The following is a 23915-nucleotide window of genomic DNA, read 5'->3' on the forward strand; positions in this document are numbered from 1 at the left end:
GGTGCGAGAGGTCAGTCGCGGGCGATGCCGGGGGCGATGTCCTCGTTCCGCTCCAAGGGCGTGGCGGCGCGCGTGGCGGCCTTGGTCGCGGACTTGCCGCAGAACGCGGATTCCAGAGTGCCGTACATGGTGTTCAGCACATTGGTGTTGTTGGAGGTGTTCGCCAGCGCGCTGACGCTGCGCTTGCCGTCCTTCGAGGTGAACGCGTACGTGTAGAAGCCCTGCACGGTGCCCGTGTGCCCGTAGACGGAGACCCCGCACGACAGGGTGCGGCGGCGCAGACCGAGGCCGTAGCTCGTGGTGCTGTTGACCGTCGTCCACTTCTGCATCTGCGTCAGCTGGGCGCCGGACATGAGCTTTCCGCGGATCAGCGCGGAGAAGAAGGTGTCCAGGTCGTGCGTGGTCGAGATGATCGCGCCGGCGCTCTGCGCCCAGGAGGCCGTCTGCTTGGTGGAGTCCACCAGCGCCGCGCCGGCCTCGTCGGGGGTGAGATATCCCTTGGCGTGGGTGCCCGGGATCGCGGTGCCGGGGTGGACGTAGAAGGTGTTGGTGAGGTTGAGCGGTGTGAAGATGCGCTTCTTGTACTCCGTGCCCACGGAGTGGCCGGTGAGCTTCTCGATGAGCATGCCCGCGACGACGAAATTGGTGTTCGAGTACGAATAGGCCGCCCCCGGCGCGTTGGTGCGCGGCTTCTTCAAGGACAGCTTCACCAGGTCCCGGTAGCTGAACACCTTGTTGCGGACGGCCTCGAAGCCCGGGACCGTCTGCGCGAACATGTCGTTGGTGTAGTCGTACAGGCCGCTGCGGTGGCTCAGCACATGGCGCACGGTGATGCCGTTGTCGGGCAGCAGCCCCGGCAGATAGCTGTTCACAGAGTGGTCCAGCTTCAGCTTGCCCTCGTCGACCAGTTGGAGCAGCACCACGGCGGAGAAGCTCTTGGTGACGCTGCCGACGCGGAACCGGTCGTTCGTGCTGATGGCCCGTCCACTCGCGCGGTCGGCGACTCCCTCGGTCAGCCGGTGCACCGTGCCGTTGTCGTCGATCCTCGCCATCGCGCCGGGGGCTCCCTGCGTCAGCGCCGTGCGCAGCACCTTGCGCAGTCCCGCGTCGTCGGGGGCCGCCAACGCCGCCGTGGCCGCGACTTGTTCGGTGTCGGCGCCGTCCGTGGCCGCGGGTGCCGCTGCCTGGGCGGGGGCTGCAAGGAGGGACACCAGAACCGCGCCCAGCGCCGTACCCGTGCCCACCGTTCCTGAGACCATCTGATTCTTCTCCCGAGTTCCGTCCGCCGGTGCGGGTGCCCGGCACGAGACGCGCCGCGGATGCGGGCGTCGGCACCATCTGTACGCGCCGGACGGGCGCGTGGGTTGCATTGCCCGGGGAAGAATCAGAAACGGTGAATTCGAATCGGTGAATTGGCGGAAAGGCAGCAGTCGAGGCGCGTCAGCCGCCGAAGAGCTGCGTCCAGTACGTGCCCGCCTTGCCGCCGCCCGCGAGGCCGATGCCTATGTGGGTGAAGTCGGGCTTCAGGATGTTGGCGCGATGGCCGGGGCTGTTCATCCAGCCGAGGACGACCTCGGCCGGGGAGCGCTGCCCGCAGGCGATGTTCTCGCCGATGGTCCGGCGGGTGCAGCCCGCGGCGGCGGTCCGGTCCCATGGCTGGCTGCCGTCGGGGGAGGTGTGGGAGTAGAAGGCGCGGGCCACCATGTCGGCGCTGTGCGCCTGGGCCGCGACGGTGAGCAGAGGGTCGCCGGACAGGGGCGGCAGACCGGCCGCCCTCCGTTCGGCATTGGTGAGAGAGATGACCTCACTCGCCGTCCGCGTCAGGCCCGCGGAGCTGAACGGGTGCGCCCACAGCGCCGTCCAGTACAGGTCGCCGGAGCGATCGCCGGCGACGTACGCCAGACCTGCCTGGCTGAACACGGGATCGCACAGTGTGCGCCGGGACTGCTCGGCGGAGAGGCAGTACTCCACGAACTCGCCGGGTGTGCGCGGGCCGGAGACCAGGTGCTCGCCGACGGTGAGATACGGGTATCCGGCCGAGGTGACGCGCTGGTAGACGGAGGTGCCGTCCGCACTCTCCGAGCTGAGGAGTCCGCGGGCGGCCATGGCGGAGGCGTGGGCCCGGGCCGCGGCCGCCAGCCGTGCGTCGAGGGACACCGGTGGGGAACCGGCGGCGGCGCGGGCGGAGTTCACCAGCCCCAGGAACCCGTCCGTGTCAGGCACGCCACGAGGCATCGCACCGGGGGCCGCACCGCGTGTCGCACCCGCAACGGCACCCGGGACAGCACCAATCGTGGCGTCGTCCTCGGTGACATCGACCCCGAAGTCCCGCGCGATGCCTGCCAGTCCGTCCGCGTACCCCTGGCCCAGGGCGCGGAGTTTCCACCCGGTGCCGCGCCGGTACAGCTCGGCGAGCAGCAGCAGGGTCTCCCGCTGCGGACGTGGTGGGGTGAACCGGGCGAGGGGACGACCGTCCGGCGCGGTGACGTGCAGGGTGGGTGCGGGCAGGCGGCCCAGGGGCGTCGCGGGGTCGGCGGGGCTGACGACCACGGTGACGCGGCTCGCTCCGGCCCGCAGCCTCGGCGGATCGACGGTGAGGCGCTCGCCCTGGAGACGGGCACCGGGCGCGGTCGGCTGGTTGTAGAACACGAAGTCGCCGTCCCCGCGCACCTTTCCGCTGTCGTCGGTGATGAGCGCGGACACGTCGAAGGGGCCCGGCACCCTGAGGGTCAGGATGCCGCCCGGCAGGGGCATGTTGGCCCCGGGAACCAGCTCGCTCATGGTGCCGCCCGTCGACGTGGTGCTCGTTACAGGCATCAACGTCCCGTCGGAGCGCGCGGGTTCCCGCGCGCTCCGGGCAGCGCTTCCTTCGGCGTGTCACGCAGCGAGCGCAGGGCCAGCAGCAGGACGCCGATGTCGTCCAGGTAGATGGGGTCGGGCAGCAGATCGGTCGGGAGCACGAGATAGACGACGGCGCCCCAGAAGATCCAGCGGGGTCCGGACGGAAGTCCGGCGCGCCGCAGATCACGGCGGGCGCGGACCAGCCGGACCAGGAGCGCGAGCGCCACCGCCAGCGCGGCGGCTCCCACGACGGCGACGATGAGGATCACTGTCCACACGGTGGAATCCATGAGTCCGTCCCGGGGCACGTAGGGCTGCTCTTCCCCTTCGTGTTCCCGCCCATGGGATGCCTACCACCCCGGTTCGGCCGTGCGAGGGTAACCGGGGCGCTAATCGCTCCCGGACGCGTCGAGGCGGCAGATGACGAATTCGTCGAACACATGCCGTCCGGGCTGCTCGCCGACGGACTCGACCGCCCTCCGGATGTCCCGCAGCTGATCCGTCGTCATCTGCAGCGGCGGCTCGTCGGGCTGGTACGTCGTGCGGACGGGATAGTCCTGACCGGGCTTCCGGCTCATCTCGATGTGACAGCCGAGCACATGGGTGACCGGCCGGTCGGCGCAGAAGCCGATCAGCCGGTCGAGGGTGCGTGTGAACGCCCGCCAGTCGTCGACGTACAGACGGCCGGGGTAGACCGTGTCGCCGGTGAGCAGGAACCCCGTCCAGGGGTCGAAGAACGTCACCGCCGCCTTGTGGTGCCCCGGGGTGGCGAGGCATTCGAGGACCCGGCCGCCGAGATCGACCTCGGCGACGCCGTCGGGGTCGTCCCGGAACCCGAAGAACTCCCAGGCGCTGTCGAGGGCCGCGTCCACGACCCGCGTGCCGGGGCGGTCTGCGAACTGGCCGTCCCCCGCGATGTGGTCGCCGTGGGGATGGGTGTGCAGCACCAGCAGCTCGTAACCCTCTCGGGGATGTGCCGCCAGCCACCTCCCCATCACCTCGTCGACCACTCGTCGCAGGGGGAAGAACTCGGCCGAAGCCGTGGCGCCGGTGTCGATCAGAACGGCCTGTTCCTCGCCGAACAGCAGGAACAGGAAAGGCGCTTCGTAGTTGATCGCCATGTTCTGCCGAAGGATGACCGTGTGCTCGTCGTACGTGTGGACCTGGATGTCGGGATCCGTGTTGTGCTTGGCCGACGGCGAGCCATGGATCCACCGTACGTCGAGGGTCCCGTCCACAATGTCTCCTTCGGTCACGGTCCGCCGGGACCACGACCAGGGCCCGGGACCTCAGTTTCTCGCGACGTTGCTGTCCACGAGAGCCTGGGTCACCGCGCGGATGCTGCGGGCGATGTGCTGGAGCTGCAGGACCTCGGCGGCGTACAGCTTGATGGTGTGCTCGATGACGCCCTCGTGCAGGCCGAGCGCGGGCAGCTCGGCCCGGGCGGTCTGCAGGGCGGTCCGGGCGACCCGTATTTCGTGCTGCACCTGGATGTGCGCGTGACGGGCGAGGAGCACGGGGTGCTTGAGCAGGACGGGGTAGCTCGCGTAGCGGGTCGGGACCAGTTCGCGCAGCCATTTGACCGCCGATCGTTCCCAGTCGTAGCTGCCGGGTGTCTTGACCTGGCACGGCCAGTCCGAGGTGATCGGTGAGTAAGTCAGGGCCATGTTCATCGCTTCCGGGTTACGTCGGCGGGAAGGGGTCGTGGGGGCGTCTGGGGCGGCCCCGGTCTAGGGGATTGGCCGGGGCCGCCACCACGGGCCCCGCGCGAGCGGGGCCCGTCTGAACACCCGGGGCCCGATGCGGGTAGGAGCGGACGGCCCCGGGTGGTCGTGGGACGTGACCAGGAGGCCTCCTGGTCACGATCCGCGAGCAGTATTTATATATACCGCCGGTAGCGCAAGAACATGAAAACATTCATGCGTGAAATGGTGTGAATGATCCCGTGATGCCGTGGTGACAGGCGGTACGGGGGAGGGGGTTCCGCAAGGGCCACGCAGCCTCGGGCCTTGGGGGAGACGGCCTCGGACCTTGCGCGGGAAAGCGTCAGTCCTTGAGGAAGAACTGGTGCTGCTCGGCGACCTGCTCGTACTCCTCCAGGCGGGCCTGCGTCCGCTCCGGATCGGCGTCGGTCATGGCCTGCAGCAGCGCCGCCGACAGCACCACGGGCGCGGCGTAGGAGTCGAAGACGAGACGCGAACCGGTGCCGGTGGCGAACGAGACGTCGGCCTCGTCCACGAGCGGCCCGAGCCCCAGGTCGGTGATCAGCGCCACCTGCAACCCCGCGCTGTGCGCGACCCGCAGCGCCGTGAGCGTCTCCTGGGCGTGCCGGGGCATCCCGAAGGCCAGCACCCAGGTGCCGCCGGCCTCGCGCGACTGGAGCAGCGCGTCGTAGGCGACGCTGCCGCCCCGGGTCACCAGCCGGACGTCCGGGTGGATGCGCCGCGCGGCGTACGCGAAGTACTCGGCCAGCGACACGGAGATCCGCAGCCCCAGGACCGTCAGCGGCGTCGACTTCGACAGTGCCCGGCCGACGCGGATCACCTCGTCCGGATCGGCGAAGTCCCGCCGCAGGTTCTCCAGGTTCTCGATCTCCGCGTCGACCGCCGCCTGCAACTCGTTGCTCGTGGCCTCCGCCGGCGTGCCCGGCGCGCTGCCGAGGGCGCTGAGGGCGATCGACTGGAGCTTCTCCCGTAGCGCGGGGTAACCGCTGAAGCCGACCGCCGCGGCGAAACGGGTCACCGAGGGCTGGCTCACGCCCACGCGCTCGGCGAGATCGGTGATCGACAGGAACGCCGCCTCGGTGATGTGCTCGATCAGGTACTGCGCGATACGCCGCTGTCCCGGGGAGAGCCGGGGGCCGTCGAACAGCTCCCTGAGCTGGGACATGGGTGCCGCACCCGCCTCCGGGGCGGTCTTCCCCGAGGTGATCGCAGATGCCTGCGCGCGTGCCTGCTGCGGCGATGGCACCGGTGCGCCTCCTTCATGTCCCACAAGAACTCAACATAGCTCACGGACCGTGTTGACCTGGGCGTGTATCGCCGTATGCAATGCGTGCGGTCTCGTTCCGCCCGCATCCGCCGAGGTATCCGCGCCGGCGCGCGGCCGAGCCGGCCTGCCGACAAGTCGGCGACGGGCCATGGACACCGCGTGAGGCGGGAGTTGAGGATGGGAGTCCCCATCCGTAGGAGTTGTTCATATGCATAGACGACGCCTGCTCTCCGGCGCTGCCGCGCTCACGGCCTCCGCATCCCTGCTGCCCTCGCTGACGGGCACCGCACAAGCCGCCCCGCGTGCCGCCTCGCCCGGGCTGCCGCCGAGGGCCGAGATCACCGCTGTCCTGCGGCGTGTCGCCGACCAGTGGATCGGCGCCCACACGGATCCCGGCGACAACGGCTGGGCCAACGCCACCTTCTTCAGCGGGCTGCTCGCCCTCCAGCACCTCACCGGCAGCGCCCGTTACCTCGCCTACGCGCGCGGCTGGGCGGAGAAGCACGCCTACGGCCTCAACGGCGGAGTGACCACACGCCACGCGGACAACCACAACGCCGGGCAGGCCTACCTCGACCTCTACGAACGCGAACCCGACGAGCAGAAGCTCACCGCGATCGAGACGTCCCTGCACCGCATGGTCTACGAAGACCAGCCGGACAAGAACGACGACTGGTGGTGGGACGACGCCCTCCACATGGCCATGCCGCCCTTCGCCCGCATAGGCGTCCTGCGCCAGGACCCCCAGTACGGGGAGAAGCTGTACGCCCTCTACCACCACACCAAGCGCATCGAGGGCGGCCCCGGCCTGTACGACGCCGCCACCGGCCTGTGGTACCGGGACAAACGCTTCCTCCCCGGAGGGATCACCTCCCCCACGGGCAAGCCGGTCCTCTGGTCCCGCGGCAATGGATGGGTGACGGGCGGACACGTCAAGACCCTCAAGGCCCTGCCGCCCGGCGCACCGCACACCGTCGAATACCGCGACACCCTGACGCGCCTGGTGACGGCCGTGGCCGGCGTGCAGCGCGGCGACGGCTTCTGGAACGTCAACCTCGCCGACGCCACCCATCTGCCCGGCCCCGAGACCAGCGGCACCTCCTTCTTCCTCTATGGCACGTCGTACGCGATCGGGGCGGGCCTGGTCGACCGGTCCACCTACCTCCCGGTGGCGGCCAGGGCCTGGAACGGCCTGGTCACCACCGCCGTACACCCCGACGGCTTCCTGGGCTACGTCCAGAACGTCGGCGACCGTCCCGAGTCCAGCCAGCCCGTCACCTACGACACCACCGCCGGCTTCGGCGTCGGCGCCTTCCTGCTCGCCGGCACGGAAGTCGCCCGCCTGTCCCGCTCCTGACGGCCACGGACCGGAACCCCCGTCGCGGGTCGCGGCGGGGGCACCGTGGGGTCGGCCGGTCAGGGCTGCGCGGTGAGCGTGAAGCTCTGTGCCGAGGAGCCGTCACAGGTGCGCTGGGTGAGCTGGACGCTGTTCGTCGAGGCGCTCGCCGCGGTCAGGCACTTGCCGCTGTGGCGGGCCGTGAAGTGGTAGCGCCCGGTGCTCTCCTTCACCGGCAGCCACTGCTGGTTCTGTCCGCCCGAGTAACTCCACAACTGGAGTGGCGCGTTGTCGGCCGTCGAGACACCGGTCACGTCGATGACCTGCTGGGGATTGGCACGGATGGCGGCCTGCCGGTACCCGCTGTCGGTCGGGCGGAGCTGGAACTGCTGGGCCTGAGTGCCGTTGCAGGCGTACTGCTGGATCGCGGTCCCGTTCGCCGTGGCGGCCGAACGGGCGTCCACACAGGTGCCGTTGCCGGCATTCGTCAGCGAGTACCAGGCGGTCTCGGAGGGGGAGTCCGCCGGGGGCGTACCGGTGTCGGCCCCGCCGAGCCACTTCAGGCCGTCCAGCAGGAACCGATTCTGTGTCGCGCTCGCGAACGTCGACGACAGACGCGTGTTGGTCGAGTAGTCCATCGCGTTGTGGCCGAAGTTCGCGTACAGCATCTTGTACTGCGTGTTGGTCCACAGGATCGGGTAGTAGCCGCTGTACCAGGACTGGTTGGGATCAGTGCCCACCGGGAAGCTGCTGGCGTCGATCGAGGCCAGGATCTTGATGTTCGGGTTCTGCCGCAGATCGTTGGACCAGCTGTACCACTCGCTGACCGCCGAGGTGAACGTGGCCGGCAGATTCTTGGTGGCCGGGTGCGTACGGTCCTCGACCTTCAGGGTCACCGAGGTCGGACCCCAGGTGTTCGACTGGAAGTTCCCGGAGCCGAGGAACTGGTTGTGGTACCAGGACCAGCCGGCCGCGTCGGTCGTGAAGGCGGAGACATGGAATCCCATCCAGGCACCGCCGCCCCGCATGTACGCCTCGAAACCGGCCCGTTGGGCGGACGTCTGCGGCAAGTCATCGAGAAACAGGACGACTTGGTAGGCGTTGACGCCGCCATTGCTGAGCAGGTCCCAGTTGGTACTGGCCGTGTAGGTGAAGCCGTTCGCCGCGGCCTGCTGCGGGAACCAGGTGTTCGCCTCCTTGTCGAAGTCGATGTGCGCCGCGTCCCAGGTGCCGCTGTAGAGCGCGAGCACCTTGAACGGTGTCGCCGCGGTGCTCGCCTGCGCGGCGGGCGGTACCGCGAGGCCGAGCAGCGCCGCCAGCAGCAGGAGGACTCGTAGGGCCGCGCGGGCGGATCCGGATCTGATGATGTGCATCTGGTGATCGATCCTTTCCGTGCTGTCTACGGGTAGTTGGTGAGGTAGGCGACGTTGGTGCTGGAGTTGGAGGGTCCGCCGGTGCTGTTGATGATGTGGCTGATGGTGCCGACACCGCCCAGCGAGACGGTCACCATGTCGTGGAACTTGACCCCTGACACGCTCGGCACCTCGAAGGCGCGATCGGCGACCACGCTGGAGTTGGCGCTGAAGTAGCAGTAGCTGCCCAGACCCCACGCCTCGTGGGTGGTGACGGAGGAGGCGACCTTGTAGGCGGGATAGCCCTTTCCGGTGCCGTTCATCCAGGAGGCCTGGTTCGGCGGGTCGTAGGGCATCTCGTTCTGGAAGAAGTACGTTCTGCCGCCGTTGCCGTTCCAGGTGACCTGGGTCTTCTGGAAGTGCTCGACGAACAGGCCGTACGCGGTCACGTTGTTGCCGTTGACGGTCAGGCCGTTGTCCGCCGTGTTGGTCGTCCAGCCGACCGTGCCGGAGTTGCCGTGGTCGGCCCGCCAGATCCAGGTGTGGTCGATGATCGTGTTGGCGCTGTTGATCACCAGCGAATTGGTCGCCTTGCCGACGGTCGCGCCGCCGATCCGGATGAAGACGTCGGACAGCTGCGTCGGGTCGGCCGCGTGGGTGGCGGACGAACCGGCCGGGCCGATCTGCATCAGCGTCGGGGAGTTGGTGGTACCCGCGTCGATCAGCAGGCCCGCCAGCTCGATGCCGTCCACGTCGGCGGTGGTGACGGCGGTGATCCCGCCGTCCGGCACGAAGGTGGCCAGGCCCATGCCCAGCACCACGGTGTCGGGGCGCGTGATGTTGATCGTCTGGTTGAGGTGGTAGACGCCGGGGGTGACCAGCAGGTTCTTGCCCGCCGCGAGGGCCGAGTTCATGTCGGCCGCGGTGGCGCCGGGCTTGACGATGTAGAACTGGTCGATCGGCAGGGACTTGCCCGCCGGGGTCTTCCCGCTCCACGTGGTGCCGACGGCGTTGGTCTGCAGGCCGGGCACGAACACCTGGTAGGCGCCCGCGCTGTCGACGTACAGGAAGGGCTTCTCACGGATCGTCGGTGAGCTGGCGACGTTGGTGTACGTCGGGAAGGACTGGGCGGGCGCGCCCTGGTCGCCGACGAAGACCATGTTCCAGTTGGAGCCGGACCAGCTGCCCATCTGCGAGTTCCGGGTGAGGAACTGCTGCTGGGAGCCGGACTGGATCTGCCCGTCGACCTTCGTGTCGGAGATGAAGCCGCCGCTGGACCAGCCGCCGTCGTCGAGCGCGAGGTTGCCGCGCACGTGCATGCGCCGGTACGGGGCGGCCTGGGAGACGGCCCAGCGATCGGTGCCGCCCGTGGGGTTGACCGACAGGTTCTCGGCGTCGCGCCAGAAGTTCTGGGTGGCGTTGCCCTGGAACCAGTCGGCCTCCGCGTGCACGGAACCGTTGATGGTCACGTCGTCCGGCGAGAAGCCCAGGCCGGCGACCTGGGTGTAGAAGCCGACGTTGGCGTTGGCGCTGTACGTACCCGGCTTGAACAGCAGGGCCTGGCGGGCCGAACCGAACTGGTTGGTCTCCTGCTGGGCGAAGACCGAGTCCAGCTTGGACTGGATGCTGGAGGCCGACATCGACGGGTCGAACACCGTCACGTTGGGACCGAAGTCCGGGGTGCCCGGCGGGTTCGTCGTGCCGCCGCCCAGCGTGAAGGACTGCGCGGCGGTGCCGTTGCAGGTGTACTGCGCGAGCTGCACGCTGTCCGCGGTGGAGGCGCTGGGGACGTCCAGGCACTTCCCGCTGTTGCGGTTGACGAAGTGGTAGGCGCCGTCGGACTCGACGACGGGCAGCCACTGTTGGTTGTTGCCGCTGGAGTACGTCCACAGCTGGACGGGTGCGGAGTCGGCGGTCGAGACGTTGGTGACATCCCATGCCTCGGCGGCGTTCAGGTTGCTGTTCACGCGGTAGTAGCCGTCGCTGGTGGCGACCAACTGCCAGTTCTGGGCGGTGCTGCCGTTGCACGTGTACTGCTGGACGGCGGTGCCGTCGGCACTCGCGGCCGCGCGGGCGTCGACGCACTTGCCGCTGCCCTTGTTGACCACGGTGGTGTACCCGGTCGGGATGGCGGCGGCCGCCGCGGTCTGCGCGTTCGCCGAGCCCTGCGCGGCGAACTCGATGCAGGTCACGGTGGTCGCCACGAGCGCGGCCACGGTCAGAATCCTCGGTATCCGGTGGTGGCCGGGCAGTCTCTTCCGTATGAGCACGGATCTGGGCACGGATTTCTCCTGTGATGGTGGGGGGTGAAAGGGAGGAGCGCGTCCGTCAGCCGGTGTACTTGGCGAAGATGCTGGTGAACTGCCAGTCGCTCTGGGCCACGCCCGAGCAGGTGTCGTTGTTCGGGTAGCTGCCCGGGCAGAGACGGTCACGGTTGGCCGACCAGAACGTCAGCCGCGCAAGGTGGTGCTGCTGCGCGTAGCCGAGGATGGTCTGGAAGTCGGCGGTGGTGACGGTCTCGTTGTTGTCGGTGATCCCGTTCATGGAGGAGATGCCCATGTCCCGGTACGCCTGGTCGTCGCTGTAGCCGTACGCGTTCCTGAGCGCCGTCTTCAGACCCTCGGCCGCCCGCTGGGTGAGCGTCCCCATGTTCTGCCCCGCGCCGCCGAAGTCGAACGGCATGATCGTCCAGCTGTCCACGGTCAGCCCGGACGCCGCGGCCCGGTTGATGAGGCCCGTGTCGGGACCGCTCTGCCCGGTGCCGATGGTGACGTACACCTTGATGCCCGGGTTGTTCGCCTTGATCGTCTTGAGCGCGTCCACGGTGCGCTGCTGCACGGTCGTGTTGCTGTAGGCGTCGGCCTCGATGTCGATGTCGATGGCCTTGAGCCCGTAGGCGTTGATGACCTTCTGGTACGCGGCCGCCAGCTCCCCGGCGCTGGAGCAGGAGCTCTCCAGCTTGTTGCCGCTGTAGCCGCCGAACGAGGGGATGATGTCACCGCCGTTCGCCCGCACGGTGTTGACGGTCTGCTGGTCGACGCCGCCGGTCAGTGCGCGGCTGCCGTCCCACTGAGGGTTGCAGTAGCCGTTGCTGAGCACGAAGGCGAGCGTGAACCACTTGACGCCGGTGGCGTTCATGACGGTGGTGGGGCTGGGCGGGTTGCCCCAGCCGTTGTACAGGTACGGGGCGACGGCCATCGGCGCGGAGGGGGTCGTGCCCCCGTCCGCGGCGGGCGCGGTCCACTTCTGGTTGGCGGCTCCGGTGCAGCTCCAGATCTGGATGGGTGTGGCGTTGACCGAGGTGTTGCCCGTGACGTCGGCGCACTTGTTGGCCTGCGGATTGACGATGTCGCGAGCCGAGGTGACCGTCCACTTCTGGTTGGCGCCGCCCGAACAGTCCCACAGCTGGAGCCTGGCCCCGTCCGCGGTCGAATTGCCGGTGACGTCAAGGCACTTGCCGAGCGCCCGTATCGTCCCGTCGGAGCCGACCGTCCACTGCTGGGCGGCGGTGCCGTTGCAGTCGTAGAGCTGTACGGCCGTGCCGTTCGCGGAGTTCGCCCCGGCCACGTCGAGGCACTTGCCCGCGAGACCGGTGATCGTGCCGGTGGCGGCGGAGGCGGGCGTCACGCTCAGAGCGCCTGCCGAGAGAGCGAGTACGGCGGTGGTGAGAGTGCCGCGCCATGCGGTGGAGCGCGCAAGGGAATGTCTGGCCATCAGAGGGATCACAGCCCTTCACAAGTGGCTGGTGGGGGGTTCACGCGAGTTCACGTCCGTGAACAACAAGTGCATTCATGGGACGTTGGTGATCGGTGAACCTAAAGGTCTGAACCAGACACGTCAAGATGTGAAGCAGTAACACCCTTCAAATGCTCCATCAGCACAAGGAGTTGAAGGCGTGATCCCGTGGCGCGGCTCTCTCGTCTCAGCCGAACAGCCTCCCGAGAAGGGTGTTGTCGTATACCCGATGCGGATCGAGCCGCTCCAGGACCGCGGCCGTCTCTCCCCAGTCCGGACCCACGCCGTCGTCGAACGTGCCCGGCACCTCGGTACCCAGGACCTCCGTGTCGGTCCAGGCGGCGTCGTCCGTGTAGCCCCAGCCCTTGGACCACTCGACACGCGCGAGCGCGAACCCGCCGTCGTACGTCGAGAGCAGGAAGCGCTCCAACTCCCGGTAGAACGCCTCCGCGTCGGGAGTGCCCGGCAGGGTGAGCACGTCCAGCCAGACGGCCGTGTCCCACTCGGGGTGGTCGGCGCGGGGCCGCAGCGCGGACAGCAGGGGGGCGCGGGCGCCGGACGACTCGACGTCGGAGGGGTCGTCGAGTCCGGTCACCCGGATCTCGACCTGGCCGTTGACGGGATAGCTACCACGGAGGGCGTAGGCGGCCAGTTGTGCCCGGAAGAAGTCGGTGAACTCGGAGACGACACGCTGCACTTCGGCCCGCGAGGTCAGCACCGCGTAGCCGTTGGCGGTCACGCGCAGGGTGGTGGGCTTGATGTAGAGCAGGGTGTTCTTGGACGGCCCCCAGATGTCCGCCGACAACGTGGCCGTCAGCCCCAGAGTGGCCGCGGTGAGCTGCGCGGTGCCCAGGACCGGAGCCAGGTACCAGGCCGCGTCGGACACCATTCGCCCGGCGAGATCGGCCACGACCGTGGGGATGTTGTCGGAGAAGGGATAGTTGTACGGCGCGGTCACGCTGCGCGAGGTGAGCGGCCGGGTGGGGGCGACGCTCCACACCTTCAGCCAGGGGAACTCGGTGAACGCGAACCAGATCGCCTCGGCCCGCCCGGACTCGTCGAGGAAGCTCGCGAAGGTACGGCCGTCACCGCCCGGCGCGGCGAACAGCTCGGCGGCGGGGATGTCGACGCGGCTGACGCAGCGCAGGTTGGTGTTCACGCCCACCCGCAGCACGACCTCGGTGACGAGGGCGCGGCCCAGATGCGTGAGGAGCGCCGCGCCGTCCGCGTCGGCACGGTCGTAGGTGCGCAGCACATAGGCGTCCGCGTCGGCGTCCCAGACCACCGCGGTGAGCGACAGCACGAGATTGCTGAGCGAGCCGTAGGTGTGCCCGGGCAGCCGGCTCTCGCCGTCGGCCGGTACGGCGGTGCCGTGCGCGTCGATGGCCAGCGCGCCGCCGAGCGTCAGGTCGCCCGGCGCGGGCGTCGCCGTGAGGCCGAGTCCGTGGTCCTCCAGGAAGCCGAGCAGCGCTTCGAGGGTCACGCCGGCACCGGCTCGTACGGCGGCGGGCTCCGTCGACTCCAGTGACAGACCGGTCAGCCGGGTGGCCGTGTCGACCAGCAGCACGGGGGCGTCCGCCCCGGTCCCGGCGGGGATCGTCAGCGGTGACCAGCCGTGCGAGCAGCCCCGCGCGCGGACCGTCCAGCCCTGCTGCCAGGCCCAGTTGACGACCTGCACGACCTGGTCCGCGTCGCCTGGAGCGCAGGCCCACAGCCCGTCCGCGGTGATCTCGCCGACCCAGTTGCGGTACGCCGACCGGTAGACGTCGACGCCCTCGGGGAACCCGGGCAGATCTGCCGCCGCGGCACTGCCCGCCACCATGATCGGTGGCCCGGCGAGGAGCGCGGCGGCGCTCAGCAGAAATCCACGGCGCGACCAGGCGGGTCGCCCTTCACTTCTTAAAGGGTCGGTCATGTGCTGCACGCTAGGCGGCAGTTGACACGAATCAACCTTTCGTCGAAGCGCTTCACCCATACGAGTGACAAACCCTCACAGGGAGTTCTTTGCGGACGCACAGACAGGGCCGGGGAAACGGAGACCGGCACCGGGCGGCGGGTGGCGTCCTGCGCGACGGCGGGGAAGTGTCAGACTGACGGCATGGACGAGCGCGAATTCGGCAGGTCAGGTCAGCATGCTTCGGTCATCGGTCTCGGCACCTGGCAGTTGGGCGCCGACTGGGGTGATGTGAGCGATCGGGACGCCCTGGCGGTGCTGGAGGCGGCGGCCGAGTCGGGGGTGACCTTCTTCGACACGGCCGACGTGTACGGCGACGGGCGCAGCGAGGAGACGATCGCCACGTTTCTGCGCGGCCGGCCGGACCTGCATGTACTGGTCGCGACCAAGATGGGCCGCCGCGTCGACCAGATCCCGGAGAACTACGTCCTCGACAACTTCCGCGCCTGGAACGACCGTTCCCGCCGGAACCTGGGCGTCGACCGCATCGACCTGGTGCAGCTGCACTGCCCGCCCACGCCCGTCTACTCCTCCGACGAGGTCTTCGACGCCCTCGACACCCTGGTCGAGGAGGAGCGGATCGCCGCGTACGGCGTGAGCGTCGAGACGTGCGACGAGGCCCTGACCGCGATCGCCCGCCCGAACGTGGCGAGCGTCCAGATCATCCTCAACCCCTTCCGGATGAAGCCCCTGCGCCAGGTGCTCCCGGCGGCGCAGGAGGCGGGCGTCGGCATCATCGCCCGCGTCCCGCTGGCCTCGGGCCTGCTCTCCGGCAAGTACACCAAGGACACGGTCTTCGCGGACAACGACCACCGCACGTACAACCGCCACGGAGAGTCCTTCGACCAGGGTGAGACCTTCTCCGGGGTCGACTTCGTGACCGGCGTGGAGGCGGCGGCCGAGTTCTCCGCCCTCGCCCCGGAGGACTGCACCCCGGCCCAGCTCGCACTGGGCTGGATCACCAGGCAGCCCGGCGTGACCACGGTGATCCCGGGCGCCCGCTCACCCGAGCAGGCCCGCGCCAACGCGGCGGCCGCGAAGCTGCCCGAGCTGTCGCAGAAGACGCTGGACGCGATCGATGACCTGTACGAGCGGCGGATCAAGGAGCAGGTGGAGAGCCGCTGGTAGGCGACCGCTCGACGCGCCCTCCTCTTGTCGTCCCGGCCATCCACGGCAGTGCGGGAAGTGGCGCGGGCCGGGTCACGGAGTGCGCCCCACCGCACGTGGCGCACTCCCGGCCTCGGGCCGGGGGAAGCGATCCGACTGCTGCGCGGGAACACCCACCGGCCCGAGCCGTTCCGCCCGCGTACCGCCGAGCGCCGCAAGCTGCCGGTCGTGCAGGCGGCTGAGAAGAAGGACCGAGACGGTGGCCCCGATCAGGGCGCAGAACATGTCCCACTGGGTGTCCCACACATCGCCCTGGGTGGCGAGGAAGGCGTCCGCGGAGTGGCCGCCGATCACCGCGGCCGCCCATTCGAACATCTCGAAGACCGCGCTGAAGGCGAGACAGGCGCACACGGTCAGCGGCGCCAGCCATCGGCTGCCGCGCAGCGGTGAGGTCCGGCTGAGCAACTCCCGTACCAGGACGGCGGGTACGAAGCCCTGCATGAGGTGTCCGAACCGGTCGTAAGGATTGCGGTCGAGTCCGAGCCCGTCCCGCACCCAGTCGCCCAACGGCACCTGCGCGTAGGTGTAGTGGCCGCCCACGGCGAGCACCAGCGCGTGCGCCGCGAGCAGACAGCACAACAGATTGGTGAGCGGGAACCGCCGTCGGCTCAGGACGACCAGCGGCAGACCCACCAGCACCCACACCGTCTCCAGCAGCCAAGTCGTCGGGTCGTGCGGATGCCAGGCGGAGAGCGCCATGCCCGCGATCACGATGACGAGGAGTGCGGCCGGGAGCGTCCGGTGCGGGACACGATCCCCGGACGCGGAGTGGCGGGCGGGCGGGGCGAGGACAGATCCGGGCATGGGAAGGGCTCCTTGGTCCAGGTGGCCCCATCGTGCTGGAGCGCGGGAACGAGGGCATGAGTACGGCTACTCACCCGGGGACCGTGCAGATTTTCACGAACATGTTCGTGGCGTACTCGTTCGTGACGAACATGTTCGTTACCTTGGAGGAGTGACAGCACACCCCACTCCCCGCCCCAGCCGTCGCGAGCGCCCGGCGAAACCGGCCCTGACCAGGGACGGCATCATCGAGACCGCCGTCGCGCTCATGCGGGCCGAAGGCCTCCAGCGCGTCACCATGCGCCGCCTGGCGCAGGAGCTCGACACCGGCCCGGCCTCGCTCTACGTCTATGTACGCAACACCGCCGAACTGCACGCGGCGGTGCTCGACGACCTGCTCGGCGCCGTCGACCTGAGCCCGGCCGGGGCGAGCGGCGACTGGCGCGATCGGCTCGTACAGGTGCTCGGCTCCTACACGGACGTTCTCTTCGAGCATCCGGGCCTCGCCCGCTCCGCGCTGGTGGCCCGCCCGTCGGGCGAGCGCTATCTGAACCTGCTCGAAGCGTTGCTGTCCCTGCTGAGCGAGGGCGGTGTCCCCGACGCGCGGGCGGCATGGGCGGTCGACCTGCTGCTGCAGTTCGCCACCGCGACCGCCGCCGAGCACGCGGCGGGGGAGAAGGACCCCACGGACGCCGAGGGCGAGTGGGCGGAGCTCGCCGCCGCGCTGCGCGGGGTTTCCGGGCACCGGCACCCGCACATCGCCGCGCTGGGCACCGAACTGCTCTCCGGCCCCGGCGAGGCTCGCCTGAACTGGGGCTTCCACGTCCTGATCAACGGCGTCCTGCACACGCCCAGGCCGGAGACACCCGGGCCGGACACGCCCGAGACGTCTTGATGGACGCCCCGGCCGTCACCAACCCTCGACCGTTATCGATCCATATGTGGATCGACATATGGATCGACATATGGATCCTCATATCGATCCGCAAGGAGAATCTGCCATGTCGACACCTCCCCACCACCCCATAGCCGTGATCGGCGCCGGTCTCGGCGGCCTCACGCTCGCCCGCGTACTGCGTCTGAACGGCGTCGAGGCCGCCGTCTTCGACCTCGACGCCTCACCGACCGCCCGTACCCAGGGCGGCATGCTGGACATGCACGAGGACTCCGGCCAGGCCGCACTGCGGGCCGCCGGTCTCTACGAGGAGTTCCGCGCGATCATCCACACCGGCGGTGAGGCCATGCGCATCCTCGACAAGGACGCCACCGTCCGGATGGAGGACGACGGCGACGGCGGCACGCGCCCCGAGGTCTCCCGGGGCGCCCTGCGCGACCTCCTGCTGGGCTCCCTGCCCGAGGGGGTCGTCCGCTGGGGCGCCAAGGCCACCGGCACACGGACGCTCGGCGACGGCCGGCACGAGGTGACGCTCGCCGGCGGGGAGACGTTCACCGCCGATGTGCTGATCGGTGCCGACGGCGCCTGGTCGAGGGTGCGGCCCCTGGTCTCGGACGCCACCCCGGTCTACAGCGGGATCTCCTTCGTCGAGGTGCACCTCCTCGACGCCGACACCCGCCACCCCGAGAGCGCCGCCGTCGTCGGCACAGGCATGCTGTTCGCGCTCGGTGAGGAGAAGGGCTTCCTCGCCCACCGCGACCCCGACGGCTCGCTGCACGTCTACGCCGCCCTGAGGACGTCCGCCGACTGGGCCACGGCCGGCGTCGGCGCCATTGACTTCGCCGACACGGAAGCGGCCAAGGAGAGTGTCCTGGAGTACTTCGACGGCTGGGACAAGAGCCTGCGGTCGCTCATCGCCGACGCCGACGGCGCGCTCGTCGCCCGGCCGATCCACGCGCTGCCCGTCGGCCACCGGTGGGACCGCACCCCCGGCGTCACCCTGCTCGGCGACGCCGCCCACCTGATGTCCCCGTTCGCGGGCGAGGGCGCCAACCTCGCCATGCTCGACGCGGCCGAGCTCGCGACGGCGATCGCCGCCCACCCCGACGACGTGGAAAAGGCCCTGGCCGAGTACGAGGGCGCACTCTTCCCGCGCGCCGAGGAGGCGGCGACCGGGTCCGCGGTCAACCTCGACATCTGCTTCAGTCCGGACGCCCCGCAGAGCCTGGTCGACGTGATGGCCGGCTACCGCGCCGAGTCCGCTTGAGGGAGAGCGGCCGTGCGGCGGCACGAGGCGGCGGGCGTGTGTGCACCGCCCACCGCCGAGGAGGGCGCGCCGCCCCTGGTCACTGCCGGGGAGCCGCCCCGCGCAGCGCCGCGATGGCGGAGCCGATCGCCTGCTGGAGGTCCTCCAGACGCTGCACCATGTCGTCCTCGTAGATGTCGTCGGCGTCGTCGAAGGTCAGCTCCTCGAAGACCTTCGTGGCCTTCTGGAGGCTGTTGTAGAACTTCGTCCGCCGTTCCTGGACGCGTAGTTCGGGGTCGGCCTCGACGGTCTCGACGACGAGGTGCTTCATGGTGTCGTACGCCTCCGTCGCCCACTCACCCGAGTCCTCGCCCTCGTCCAGCTCGTCGAGCAGGGACAGATGGCGCTCGGCCTCGGAGCGGAGCCCGGCCGGAGCATCCAGGGTCTGCCCGGCAGGCGTCCTGATCTGACCCTTCTCCGCGATCTGGCGCACATAGCCGATGCGGTCGGCCGCTCTGCTCTCGGTGGCGACCGCCTTCTTCAGTTCGTCGGTGCGGGCGATGTCCCGGGCCAACTCGGCCTGCAGCGCCGGGTCTTCCTTCACCCGGTCGAGCAGTGCGTGCCGCGCGGCCTGGGCGGTGGAGGGGTCGGCGAGGATCGCGGCGCGCAGCGCGGTCGGGTTCTCGGCGACCTCCAGAGCCTTCGTGGGACGGATGCCCTCGGCCTCCGCGGCCTGAGTGATGGCGGTGCCGCGCTCCGAGGTGGCGCTGGAGCGTGAGACGTAGTAGGTCTGCCACACCTCGGCGTCCGGAAGCTCGATGTCCGCACCGGGGACCAGGAGTTCGAAGTGCGGGACGAGACCGTCGTCGGCTGCCCGGTCCCACGCCTTGTAGTAGCGCATCACACGCTCGGGCGAGCATCCGGCCAGCTCGGCGAAGTCCTTCGCGGACACCTTCGGCGTCTCGTCGGCGGACTGCCCGCCGGGACGCACACTGCGCGCCACCTTCAGCGCGAAGGCCCAGCCGCCGGTCCGCGCGTAGGCCCCGAAGTCGTGTGCGTCCCGCGCGACGGGGTCCAACTCGCCCTGGCGCACGGCGGATTCTTCGGATGGGGCGATGGCTACGGTCACCGGGAACTCTCCTGGGATGGTGCGGCGTTCATGTCACTGAGGGCGAAGCGTTGGCCGAAGGTCTGGTCGGAATCAGGCAGGAAAGCGAGTGGACCGGAACCAAGCGGACACCCCAGTAAACCGGAAACGAGCAAGCGGGAAACGACGCGATGTGATGACCTTCACCCCGATGTGGCGGAAAGTGATGAATTCCTTACGGTCATGACACGTACGGGTGGGCGTCGAGCATCGTGAGACCGCGGGAGGATCTTTCGTGCGACCGTTCACTCTCAACTACGCCTTGCCTACGGGGCAGTCGGCCGCAGTACCCCCGTACCACTTCGATGTGTCCCTGCAATTGAACGTGCTGCCCGATGGCCGCCCGGCCGTCAGCGACCGCGCGCTGCTGATGGCCACCGGCACCACGACGTCCACGGCCGGCTCGCAGACGCATTTCGACGACTGACGGCCGCCCGGGCACATGACTGTCCTCATTCTCACGGCCGAGCAGGACGTCACCGCCGACATGGTGGTGGCCAAACTGCATGAGCGGGGCGTGCCCATGGTGCGCCTCGACCCCGCCGATCTGCCGGGCAAGGCGGTGCTGTCCGCCGACTACGCCCATGGTGACTTCGACGGCTATCTGTCGGTCAACGGCCATGTGCTCAGCATGGGCGGCCTGCGATCCGTGTGGGTGCGCCGGCCGGGCGAGCCGGCCGCCCACGCCGCCGAGCCCTCGCCATGGCTCACCGCCGAGACCCGGCAGGCCCTGTTCGGCATGCTCTACTCCGCGTCGACCCGCTGGATGAACCACCCACGCCGGGCCGAGCAGGCCCGGCACAAGCCCTGGCAGCTGCGGGTCGCCCACAGCAGCGGTTTCGCGGTGCCGCCCACCATCATCACGACCGCTCCGCGGGTGGCCCAGCAGTTCGTCGAGGAGTACCGGGACGTCGTGGTCAAATCGGCCTCGGGGCCTCCGCCCGGCGAACCGTCGGCGGCCCTGCCCACCACCCTGATCGGACCCGGCGCGGACTTCTCGGGCGTCGCGGCCGGTCCGGCACTCCTCCAGCAGTACATTCCCAAACGCGCCGACATCCGGCTGACCGGCATCGGCAGCCGCCTGTTCGCCGCCCGGAAGGCCGCCGTGCCCGGACAGATCGACGGGCGGTTCGGCGACACCGGATTCGGCTGGGAGATCACCGCGGTGCCCGACCGTATCGCCCGCGCGGTCCATGAGTACCTCGTCTACACCGGACTCGCGTACGCGGCCTTCGACTTCGCCGAGGACGAGGACGGCGTCTGGTGGTTCCTGGAAGGCAATCAGGGGGGCCAGTTCGGCTTCATCGAGCTGGAGACCGGACAGCCCATCGCCGAGGAGGTCGCCCTGTGGCTGTCGCAGCGAAGACCCGAACTCCGCATCCCCGAGGGGCATTGAGGCCGGCATCCACCGGCGGGTGACCCGGCATCACTGCGAAGCCGGCTGAAAGGACTGGAAGAAGACGTCCAGCGCCCGCCGGTTGGCGGAGGTGTTCCAGTCGTCGGCCGGGGTCGTCCAGCGCAGGGAGAACCCCCGGTGGTCCCCGATGAGGAAGCCCCGGCCGTACGTGCGCTCGCGGACACCCTGGGACACCGACAGCCACTCCATGTCGGCACCCTTGAGGCCGCGATAGTTCACGGCGCGGATGTCGCCCACCCGCTCGTAGCCGGTGGACTCGCTGCGCAGGGACGGCTCCAGCGCGCTCCAGACCGCGACGGGATCCGGTCCCAGTTGCGTGCTGTAGGTGACGGCCAGCGTGCGCGGGTCACCGCTCGCGCCGAAGGTCACCCGGTAGGACCCGTCGGCGGAGCTCGTGGTCCGGACGGGCTTCCAGCCCTTGGGGAGGTCGACGGAGAAGCCTTCGGGAGCCTTGTAGCGGAAGAAGCCGGACGGCACCTTCTCTCCGACGGTGAACGAGGGGGAGGGAGAGGGAATGGAGGACGGGGAGGCCGTGGGCGACGCCGACGGAGTCCGCTGGGGGAGCGTGCCGGGGTCGGTGGGGCCGGCGGACGGGATGCCGGAAGCGGTCCGTGCCGGAGCCGCGCCGGATGCGGACGTGTCCCCGTCGGGCAGTCCGCCCGCCGCGGTGAGCACGGCGAAACAGACGACGGTGACGGCCAGCGCCCCGCCCAGCACGACCGGCCGGCTGACGTGCCTCCCGCCCCAGGTCCGTCCCGCGCGCCGGGAGGCGACATCGATGTCCTGGAAGGGAGGCAGCGGCTCCGTGGGTGTCGCATCGTCGAGGTCCTCCTTGAGGATGCGCGTCAAGGCCTCGCGTACGACCGGCTCGGGCACCCGTTCCAGGGGATCCCAGCGCAGCAGACCCTGAATGGCGGGTCCGAGCGGTCCGGCGTTCAGCGGGGCCCGGATGGGCAGCCGGTCCACGGCGCGGAGCGTGGCGTCGAGCCGTCCCCGGTCCCGGATCGGCGGCCGGCCCTCGACCATCGCGTACATGAGCGCGCCCAGCGCCCACAGGTCCGCCGCCGGTCCGGTGCCCTCGCCGCGGGCCTGCTCCGGTGAGGCGTACGACGGCGCGGTGACGCGTGGCGAGGAGGTGGCCCCCATGAGGCCGAATCCGCTCACGAGGACCGCGCCCCGCTCGTCCACGGACACCTGGCCGGGGCTGAGGTCGCCGTGCGTCACCCCCGCGAGATGGGCGGCCGTGAGGACATCGAGGAGGCCGAGCCCGATGCGGGCCGCATGGACGTAGTCCACGGGACCGCGCCCGAGAAGCTCGGTCAGCGGGGCGCCCGGGGGCCGTTCCGTGACCGTCCAGACGACGTCGTCGCCTTCGATCACATCGAGGACGGTGGCCACGCGGCCGGGGCAGACCAGCGCCAGGCGCTCTGACGCGCGCAGGATCCGGGCCGCGGTACCGCGCTCCGCCTCCTCGCGCCGATGCTCCGGGAGCCGCGACCGGATCAGGGTGACCGGCCGCTCGAAGTCGACATCCTGACCGAGCCAGCCGTCGCGGCCCTCTTCCCGATGGACGACCTCGAACAGCCGGTATCTTCCGGCGACCAACTCGCCCGTGGGGTCTTGCACCTTGACCATGGTCATCCCTCGCTGCGCACCGGGCTCTCGCCTTTCCCGGAAGTACGGAGGGTGTGACGTTGTGTGTTCAACGTCAGACGGTTCCAGGGGCCTGTTTTTCCTCGGCTCCGGCGCCGTCGCCCAGGCGTGCGAAAGGTTCAGGCCAGCGGTCCACGGCGGTTCACCTCACGGTGCCCTGCCTATGTACGAGTCCGCGAAGGTGGCCGCCGCGGCGGGTGAGCCGAGGATCCGCCGCAGCCGCGCGATCGCGGACCCCGCCCGGAAGGGATCGCCCGACGAGGGCCCGTGCAGCAACTCCGCGAACCACTGGGAGAATTCCTGGTACTCCCACACGCGCCGCAGACAGGCCGCCGAGTAGTCGCGCAGCCCGCTGCCGTCACCCATCCCGAAGTAGGCGACGAGGGCGTCCGCCAGGAGCAGCGCGTCGTACAGCGCCAGGTTCATGCCCTTCGCGGCGATCGGCGCCACGAGGTGGGCGGAGTCACCGGCCAGGAACAGCCGTCCGTACCTCATCGGCTCCACGACATAACTGTGCATGTCGAGCACCCGCTTCTCGATCAGCCGTCCCTCGGTGAGCGGTGGGGCACCCGTCACCGACAGCCGGGCGTGGAGCTCCGACCACACCCGTTCCTGCGGCCAGTTCTCCGGGTCCTCGCCCGGCGTCACCTCCAGGTAGTAGCGGGTGACCTGCGGGCTGCGGGCCATGTGCGCGGCGAATCCGCGCGGGTGGACACCGAAGACGACGCAGTCGGAGGACGGCGGGGCCTCGGCGAGCAGCGCCAGCCAGCCGACGCCGTAGTCGTAGCGGGCCGTCGAGCCGCGCTCCGGCGGCACATAGGTGCGGGTCACTCCGCGCGCGCCGTCGCAGCCGGCGATCACCTCGCACTCGATGCGCCGGCGTTCGCCCGTCACCGGGTCCGTGTACAGCACCGAGGGCTGGTCGCCGTCGATGGCGTGCAGGGCCACGTCCCGTACGTCGAACCGGATGTCGCCGCCCCGCACGTCGGCGTACTCACGCACCAGGTCGGTCACCAGCAGCGGCTGCGGATAGACGAAATGGCGGTCCCCGGTGAGTTCGGCGTACCGGAACCGGTGACGTTCGCCGTCGATCCGGAACTCGCACTCGCTGTGCGGCTGCCCCCGCTCGCCCAGCCGGTCGGCCAGCCCACGCTCCCGCAGCGCGCGTACCGCCCACTCCTCGATGAACCCCGCCCGGGGCCGCTGTTCGATGAACTCCCGGCTCTCGGTCTCCAGGACCACGCAGTCGACGGACGCGGCGCGCAGGATGTTGCCGAGGGTGAGACCGGCCGGTCCCGCGCCGACGATGACGACGGGGACGCGCTGTACGGGTGTGGGGGAGGGGGTGATCACCCGAGCATTATGGCGGTGGCCCGTCAACACCCGACATCCAACCGT

Annotated in this window: 20 protein-coding genes; 6 read left to right on the forward strand and 14 right to left on the reverse strand. The window is 69.8% G+C overall.

All coding sequences use genetic code 11. The annotated features are described in order from the left end of the window. Window positions 1–11 precede the first annotated feature (11 nt). From OG975_RS44785 to OG975_RS44810, 6 genes are all read right to left on the reverse strand, one after another. Window positions 12–1259 carry a serine hydrolase domain-containing protein gene (locus OG975_RS44785; protein ID WP_406335469.1) on the reverse strand — a complete coding sequence of 416 codons (1248 nt, stop codon included), beginning with the start codon at window positions 1257–1259 and terminating at the stop codon, window positions 12–14. Between the two features lie 181 nt (window positions 1260–1440). Further along, complete coding sequence (locus tag OG975_RS44790; RefSeq protein WP_406336737.1) at window positions 1441–2781, reverse strand: CAP domain-containing protein; 1341 nt, start codon at window positions 2779–2781, stop codon at window positions 1441–1443. A gap of 35 nt (window positions 2782–2816) precedes the next feature. After that, on the reverse strand, window positions 2817–3131 hold the full coding sequence (locus OG975_RS44795) for a YkvA family protein (protein ID WP_330309518.1): 315 nt from the start codon (window positions 3129–3131) through the stop codon (window positions 2817–2819). 99 nt (window positions 3132–3230) lie between these two features. Beyond that, window positions 3231–4079: an MBL fold metallo-hydrolase gene (locus tag OG975_RS44800; protein ID WP_406335470.1), complete on the reverse strand. Its 849-nt coding sequence runs from the start codon at window positions 4077–4079 to the stop codon at window positions 3231–3233. 51 nt (window positions 4080–4130) lie between these two features. After that, window positions 4131–4514: a hypothetical protein gene (locus OG975_RS44805; RefSeq protein ID WP_406335471.1), complete on the reverse strand. Its 384-nt coding sequence runs from the start codon at window positions 4512–4514 to the stop codon at window positions 4131–4133. Between the two features lie 373 nt (window positions 4515–4887). After that, entirely contained in the window at window positions 4888–5811 is a 924-nt protein-coding gene (locus OG975_RS44810) for a MurR/RpiR family transcriptional regulator (protein WP_406335473.1), read from the reverse strand. 229 nt (window positions 5812–6040) lie between these two features. On the opposite strand from OG975_RS44810, the gene OG975_RS44815 reads away from it, so the two are divergent. Then, the gene (locus OG975_RS44815; RefSeq protein ID WP_406335474.1) at window positions 6041–7189 is read left to right on the forward strand and encodes a glycoside hydrolase family 88 protein; all 1149 of its coding nucleotides are present in this window, start codon (window positions 6041–6043) and stop codon (window positions 7187–7189) included. Between the two features lie 59 nt (window positions 7190–7248). On the opposite strand, the gene OG975_RS44820 is transcribed toward OG975_RS44815, so the two are convergent. The 4 genes from OG975_RS44820 to OG975_RS44835 all read right to left on the reverse strand — a co-directional run bounded on the left by OG975_RS44820 (window position 7249) and on the right by OG975_RS44835 (window position 14170). Continuing rightward, window positions 7249–8541 carry a ThuA domain-containing protein gene (locus tag OG975_RS44820; RefSeq protein WP_406335475.1) on the reverse strand — a complete coding sequence of 431 codons (1293 nt, stop codon included), beginning with the start codon at window positions 8539–8541 and terminating at the stop codon, window positions 7249–7251. Between the two features lie 26 nt (window positions 8542–8567). Next, the gene (locus OG975_RS44825; RefSeq protein ID WP_406336738.1) at window positions 8568–10790 is read right to left on the reverse strand and encodes an RICIN domain-containing protein; all 2223 of its coding nucleotides are present in this window, start codon (window positions 10788–10790) and stop codon (window positions 8568–8570) included. A gap of 58 nt (window positions 10791–10848) precedes the next feature. Beyond that, complete coding sequence (locus OG975_RS44830; RefSeq protein ID WP_406335476.1) at window positions 10849–12234, reverse strand: lectin; 1386 nt, start codon at window positions 12232–12234, stop codon at window positions 10849–10851. 208 nt (window positions 12235–12442) lie between these two features. After that, a complete protein-coding gene (locus tag OG975_RS44835; protein WP_406335478.1) occupies window positions 12443–14170 on the reverse strand; it encodes a cholesterol oxidase substrate-binding domain-containing protein in 1728 nt (575 codons plus the stop codon). A gap of 183 nt (window positions 14171–14353) precedes the next feature. On the opposite strand from OG975_RS44835, the gene OG975_RS44840 reads away from it, so the two are divergent. Then, entirely contained in the window at window positions 14354–15337 is a 984-nt protein-coding gene (locus OG975_RS44840) for an aldo/keto reductase (protein ID WP_406335479.1), read from the forward strand. Window positions 15338–15409: 72 nt separating this feature from the next. Here OG975_RS44840 and OG975_RS44845 read toward each other — a convergent pair whose 3' ends face one another. Next, window positions 15410–16180 carry a DUF2238 domain-containing protein gene (locus OG975_RS44845; RefSeq protein WP_406335480.1) on the reverse strand — a complete coding sequence of 257 codons (771 nt, stop codon included), beginning with the start codon at window positions 16178–16180 and terminating at the stop codon, window positions 15410–15412. Between the two features lie 151 nt (window positions 16181–16331). Between OG975_RS44845 and OG975_RS44850 the strand changes: the two genes are divergently transcribed. Together OG975_RS44850 and OG975_RS44855 are read left to right on the forward strand one after the other, a co-directional pair. Continuing rightward, window positions 16332–17054: a TetR/AcrR family transcriptional regulator gene (locus OG975_RS44850; RefSeq protein ID WP_406335481.1), complete on the forward strand. Its 723-nt coding sequence runs from the start codon at window positions 16332–16334 to the stop codon at window positions 17052–17054. A 106-nt stretch (window positions 17055–17160) separates the two neighbouring features. After that, window positions 17161–18321, forward strand: a complete 1161-nt coding sequence (locus tag OG975_RS44855; protein WP_406335483.1) for an FAD-dependent oxidoreductase — start codon at window positions 17161–17163, stop codon at window positions 18319–18321. Window positions 18322–18400: 79 nt separating this feature from the next. Here the strand turns inward: OG975_RS44855 and OG975_RS44860 are convergent, their stop codons facing one another. Further along, window positions 18401–19429 carry a hypothetical protein gene (locus OG975_RS44860; RefSeq protein ID WP_406335484.1) on the reverse strand — a complete coding sequence of 343 codons (1029 nt, stop codon included), beginning with the start codon at window positions 19427–19429 and terminating at the stop codon, window positions 18401–18403. 253 nt (window positions 19430–19682) lie between these two features. On the opposite strand from OG975_RS44860, the gene tgmA reads away from it, so the two are divergent. Both tgmA and tgmB read left to right on the forward strand, forming a co-directional pair. Continuing rightward, window positions 19683–19874, forward strand: a complete 192-nt coding sequence (gene tgmA / locus OG975_RS44865) for a putative ATP-grasp-modified RiPP (protein ID WP_028804150.1) — start codon at window positions 19683–19685, stop codon at window positions 19872–19874. Window positions 19875–19889: 15 nt separating this feature from the next. Next, window positions 19890–20843, forward strand: a complete 954-nt coding sequence (gene tgmB / locus OG975_RS44870; protein ID WP_406335486.1) for an ATP-grasp ribosomal peptide maturase — start codon at window positions 19890–19892, stop codon at window positions 20841–20843. Window positions 20844–20873: 30 nt separating this feature from the next. Here the strand turns inward: tgmB and OG975_RS44875 are convergent, their stop codons facing one another. After that, on the reverse strand, window positions 20874–22499 hold the full coding sequence (locus OG975_RS44875; protein ID WP_406335487.1) for a serine/threonine protein kinase: 1626 nt from the start codon (window positions 22497–22499) through the stop codon (window positions 20874–20876). 165 nt (window positions 22500–22664) lie between these two features. Next, window positions 22665–23870, reverse strand: coding sequence for a 4-hydroxybenzoate 3-monooxygenase (locus tag OG975_RS44880; protein ID WP_406335488.1), 1206 nt, complete (start codon window positions 23868–23870; stop codon window positions 22665–22667). Between the last annotated feature and the right edge of the window lie 45 nt (window positions 23871–23915).

This window comes from Streptomyces sp. NBC_00203 (assembly GCF_045206325.1).
Lineage (GTDB): Bacteria > Actinomycetota > Actinomycetes > Streptomycetales > Streptomycetaceae > Streptomyces > Streptomyces lutosisoli.

Excerpts from the sequence above, each read along its gene's own strand:
- tgmB (WP_406335486.1), top strand. The coding sequence starts at position 19,890 with ATGACTGTCCTCATTCTCACGGCCGAGCAGGACGTCACCGCCGACATG.
- OG975_RS44835 (WP_406335478.1), bottom strand. The coding sequence starts at position 14,170 with ATGACCGACCCTTTAAGAAGTGAAGGGCGACCCGCCTGGTCGCGCCGT.
- OG975_RS44830 (WP_406335476.1), bottom strand. The coding sequence starts at position 12,234 with ATGGCCAGACATTCCCTTGCGCGCTCCACCGCATGGCGCGGCACTCTC.
- OG975_RS44845 (WP_406335480.1), bottom strand. The coding sequence starts at position 16,180 with ATGCCCGGATCTGTCCTCGCCCCGCCCGCCCGCCACTCCGCGTCCGGG.
- OG975_RS44820 (WP_406335475.1), bottom strand. The coding sequence starts at position 8,541 with ATGCACATCATCAGATCCGGATCCGCCCGCGCGGCCCTACGAGTCCTC.
- OG975_RS44785 (WP_406335469.1), bottom strand. The coding sequence starts at position 1,259 with ATGGTCTCAGGAACGGTGGGCACGGGTACGGCGCTGGGCGCGGTTCTG.
- OG975_RS44805 (WP_406335471.1), bottom strand. The coding sequence starts at position 4,514 with ATGAACATGGCCCTGACTTACTCACCGATCACCTCGGACTGGCCGTGC.
- OG975_RS44875 (WP_406335487.1), bottom strand. The coding sequence starts at position 22,499 with ATGGTCAAGGTGCAAGACCCCACGGGCGAGTTGGTCGCCGGAAGATAC.
- OG975_RS44790 (WP_406336737.1), bottom strand. The coding sequence starts at position 2,781 with ATGAGCGAGCTGGTTCCCGGGGCCAACATGCCCCTGCCGGGCGGCATC.
- OG975_RS44815 (WP_406335474.1), top strand. The coding sequence starts at position 6,041 with ATGCATAGACGACGCCTGCTCTCCGGCGCTGCCGCGCTCACGGCCTCC.
- OG975_RS44855 (WP_406335483.1), top strand. The coding sequence starts at position 17,161 with ATGTCGACACCTCCCCACCACCCCATAGCCGTGATCGGCGCCGGTCTC.
- OG975_RS44840 (WP_406335479.1), top strand. The coding sequence starts at position 14,354 with ATGGACGAGCGCGAATTCGGCAGGTCAGGTCAGCATGCTTCGGTCATC.
- OG975_RS44795 (WP_330309518.1), bottom strand. The coding sequence starts at position 3,131 with ATGGATTCCACCGTGTGGACAGTGATCCTCATCGTCGCCGTCGTGGGA.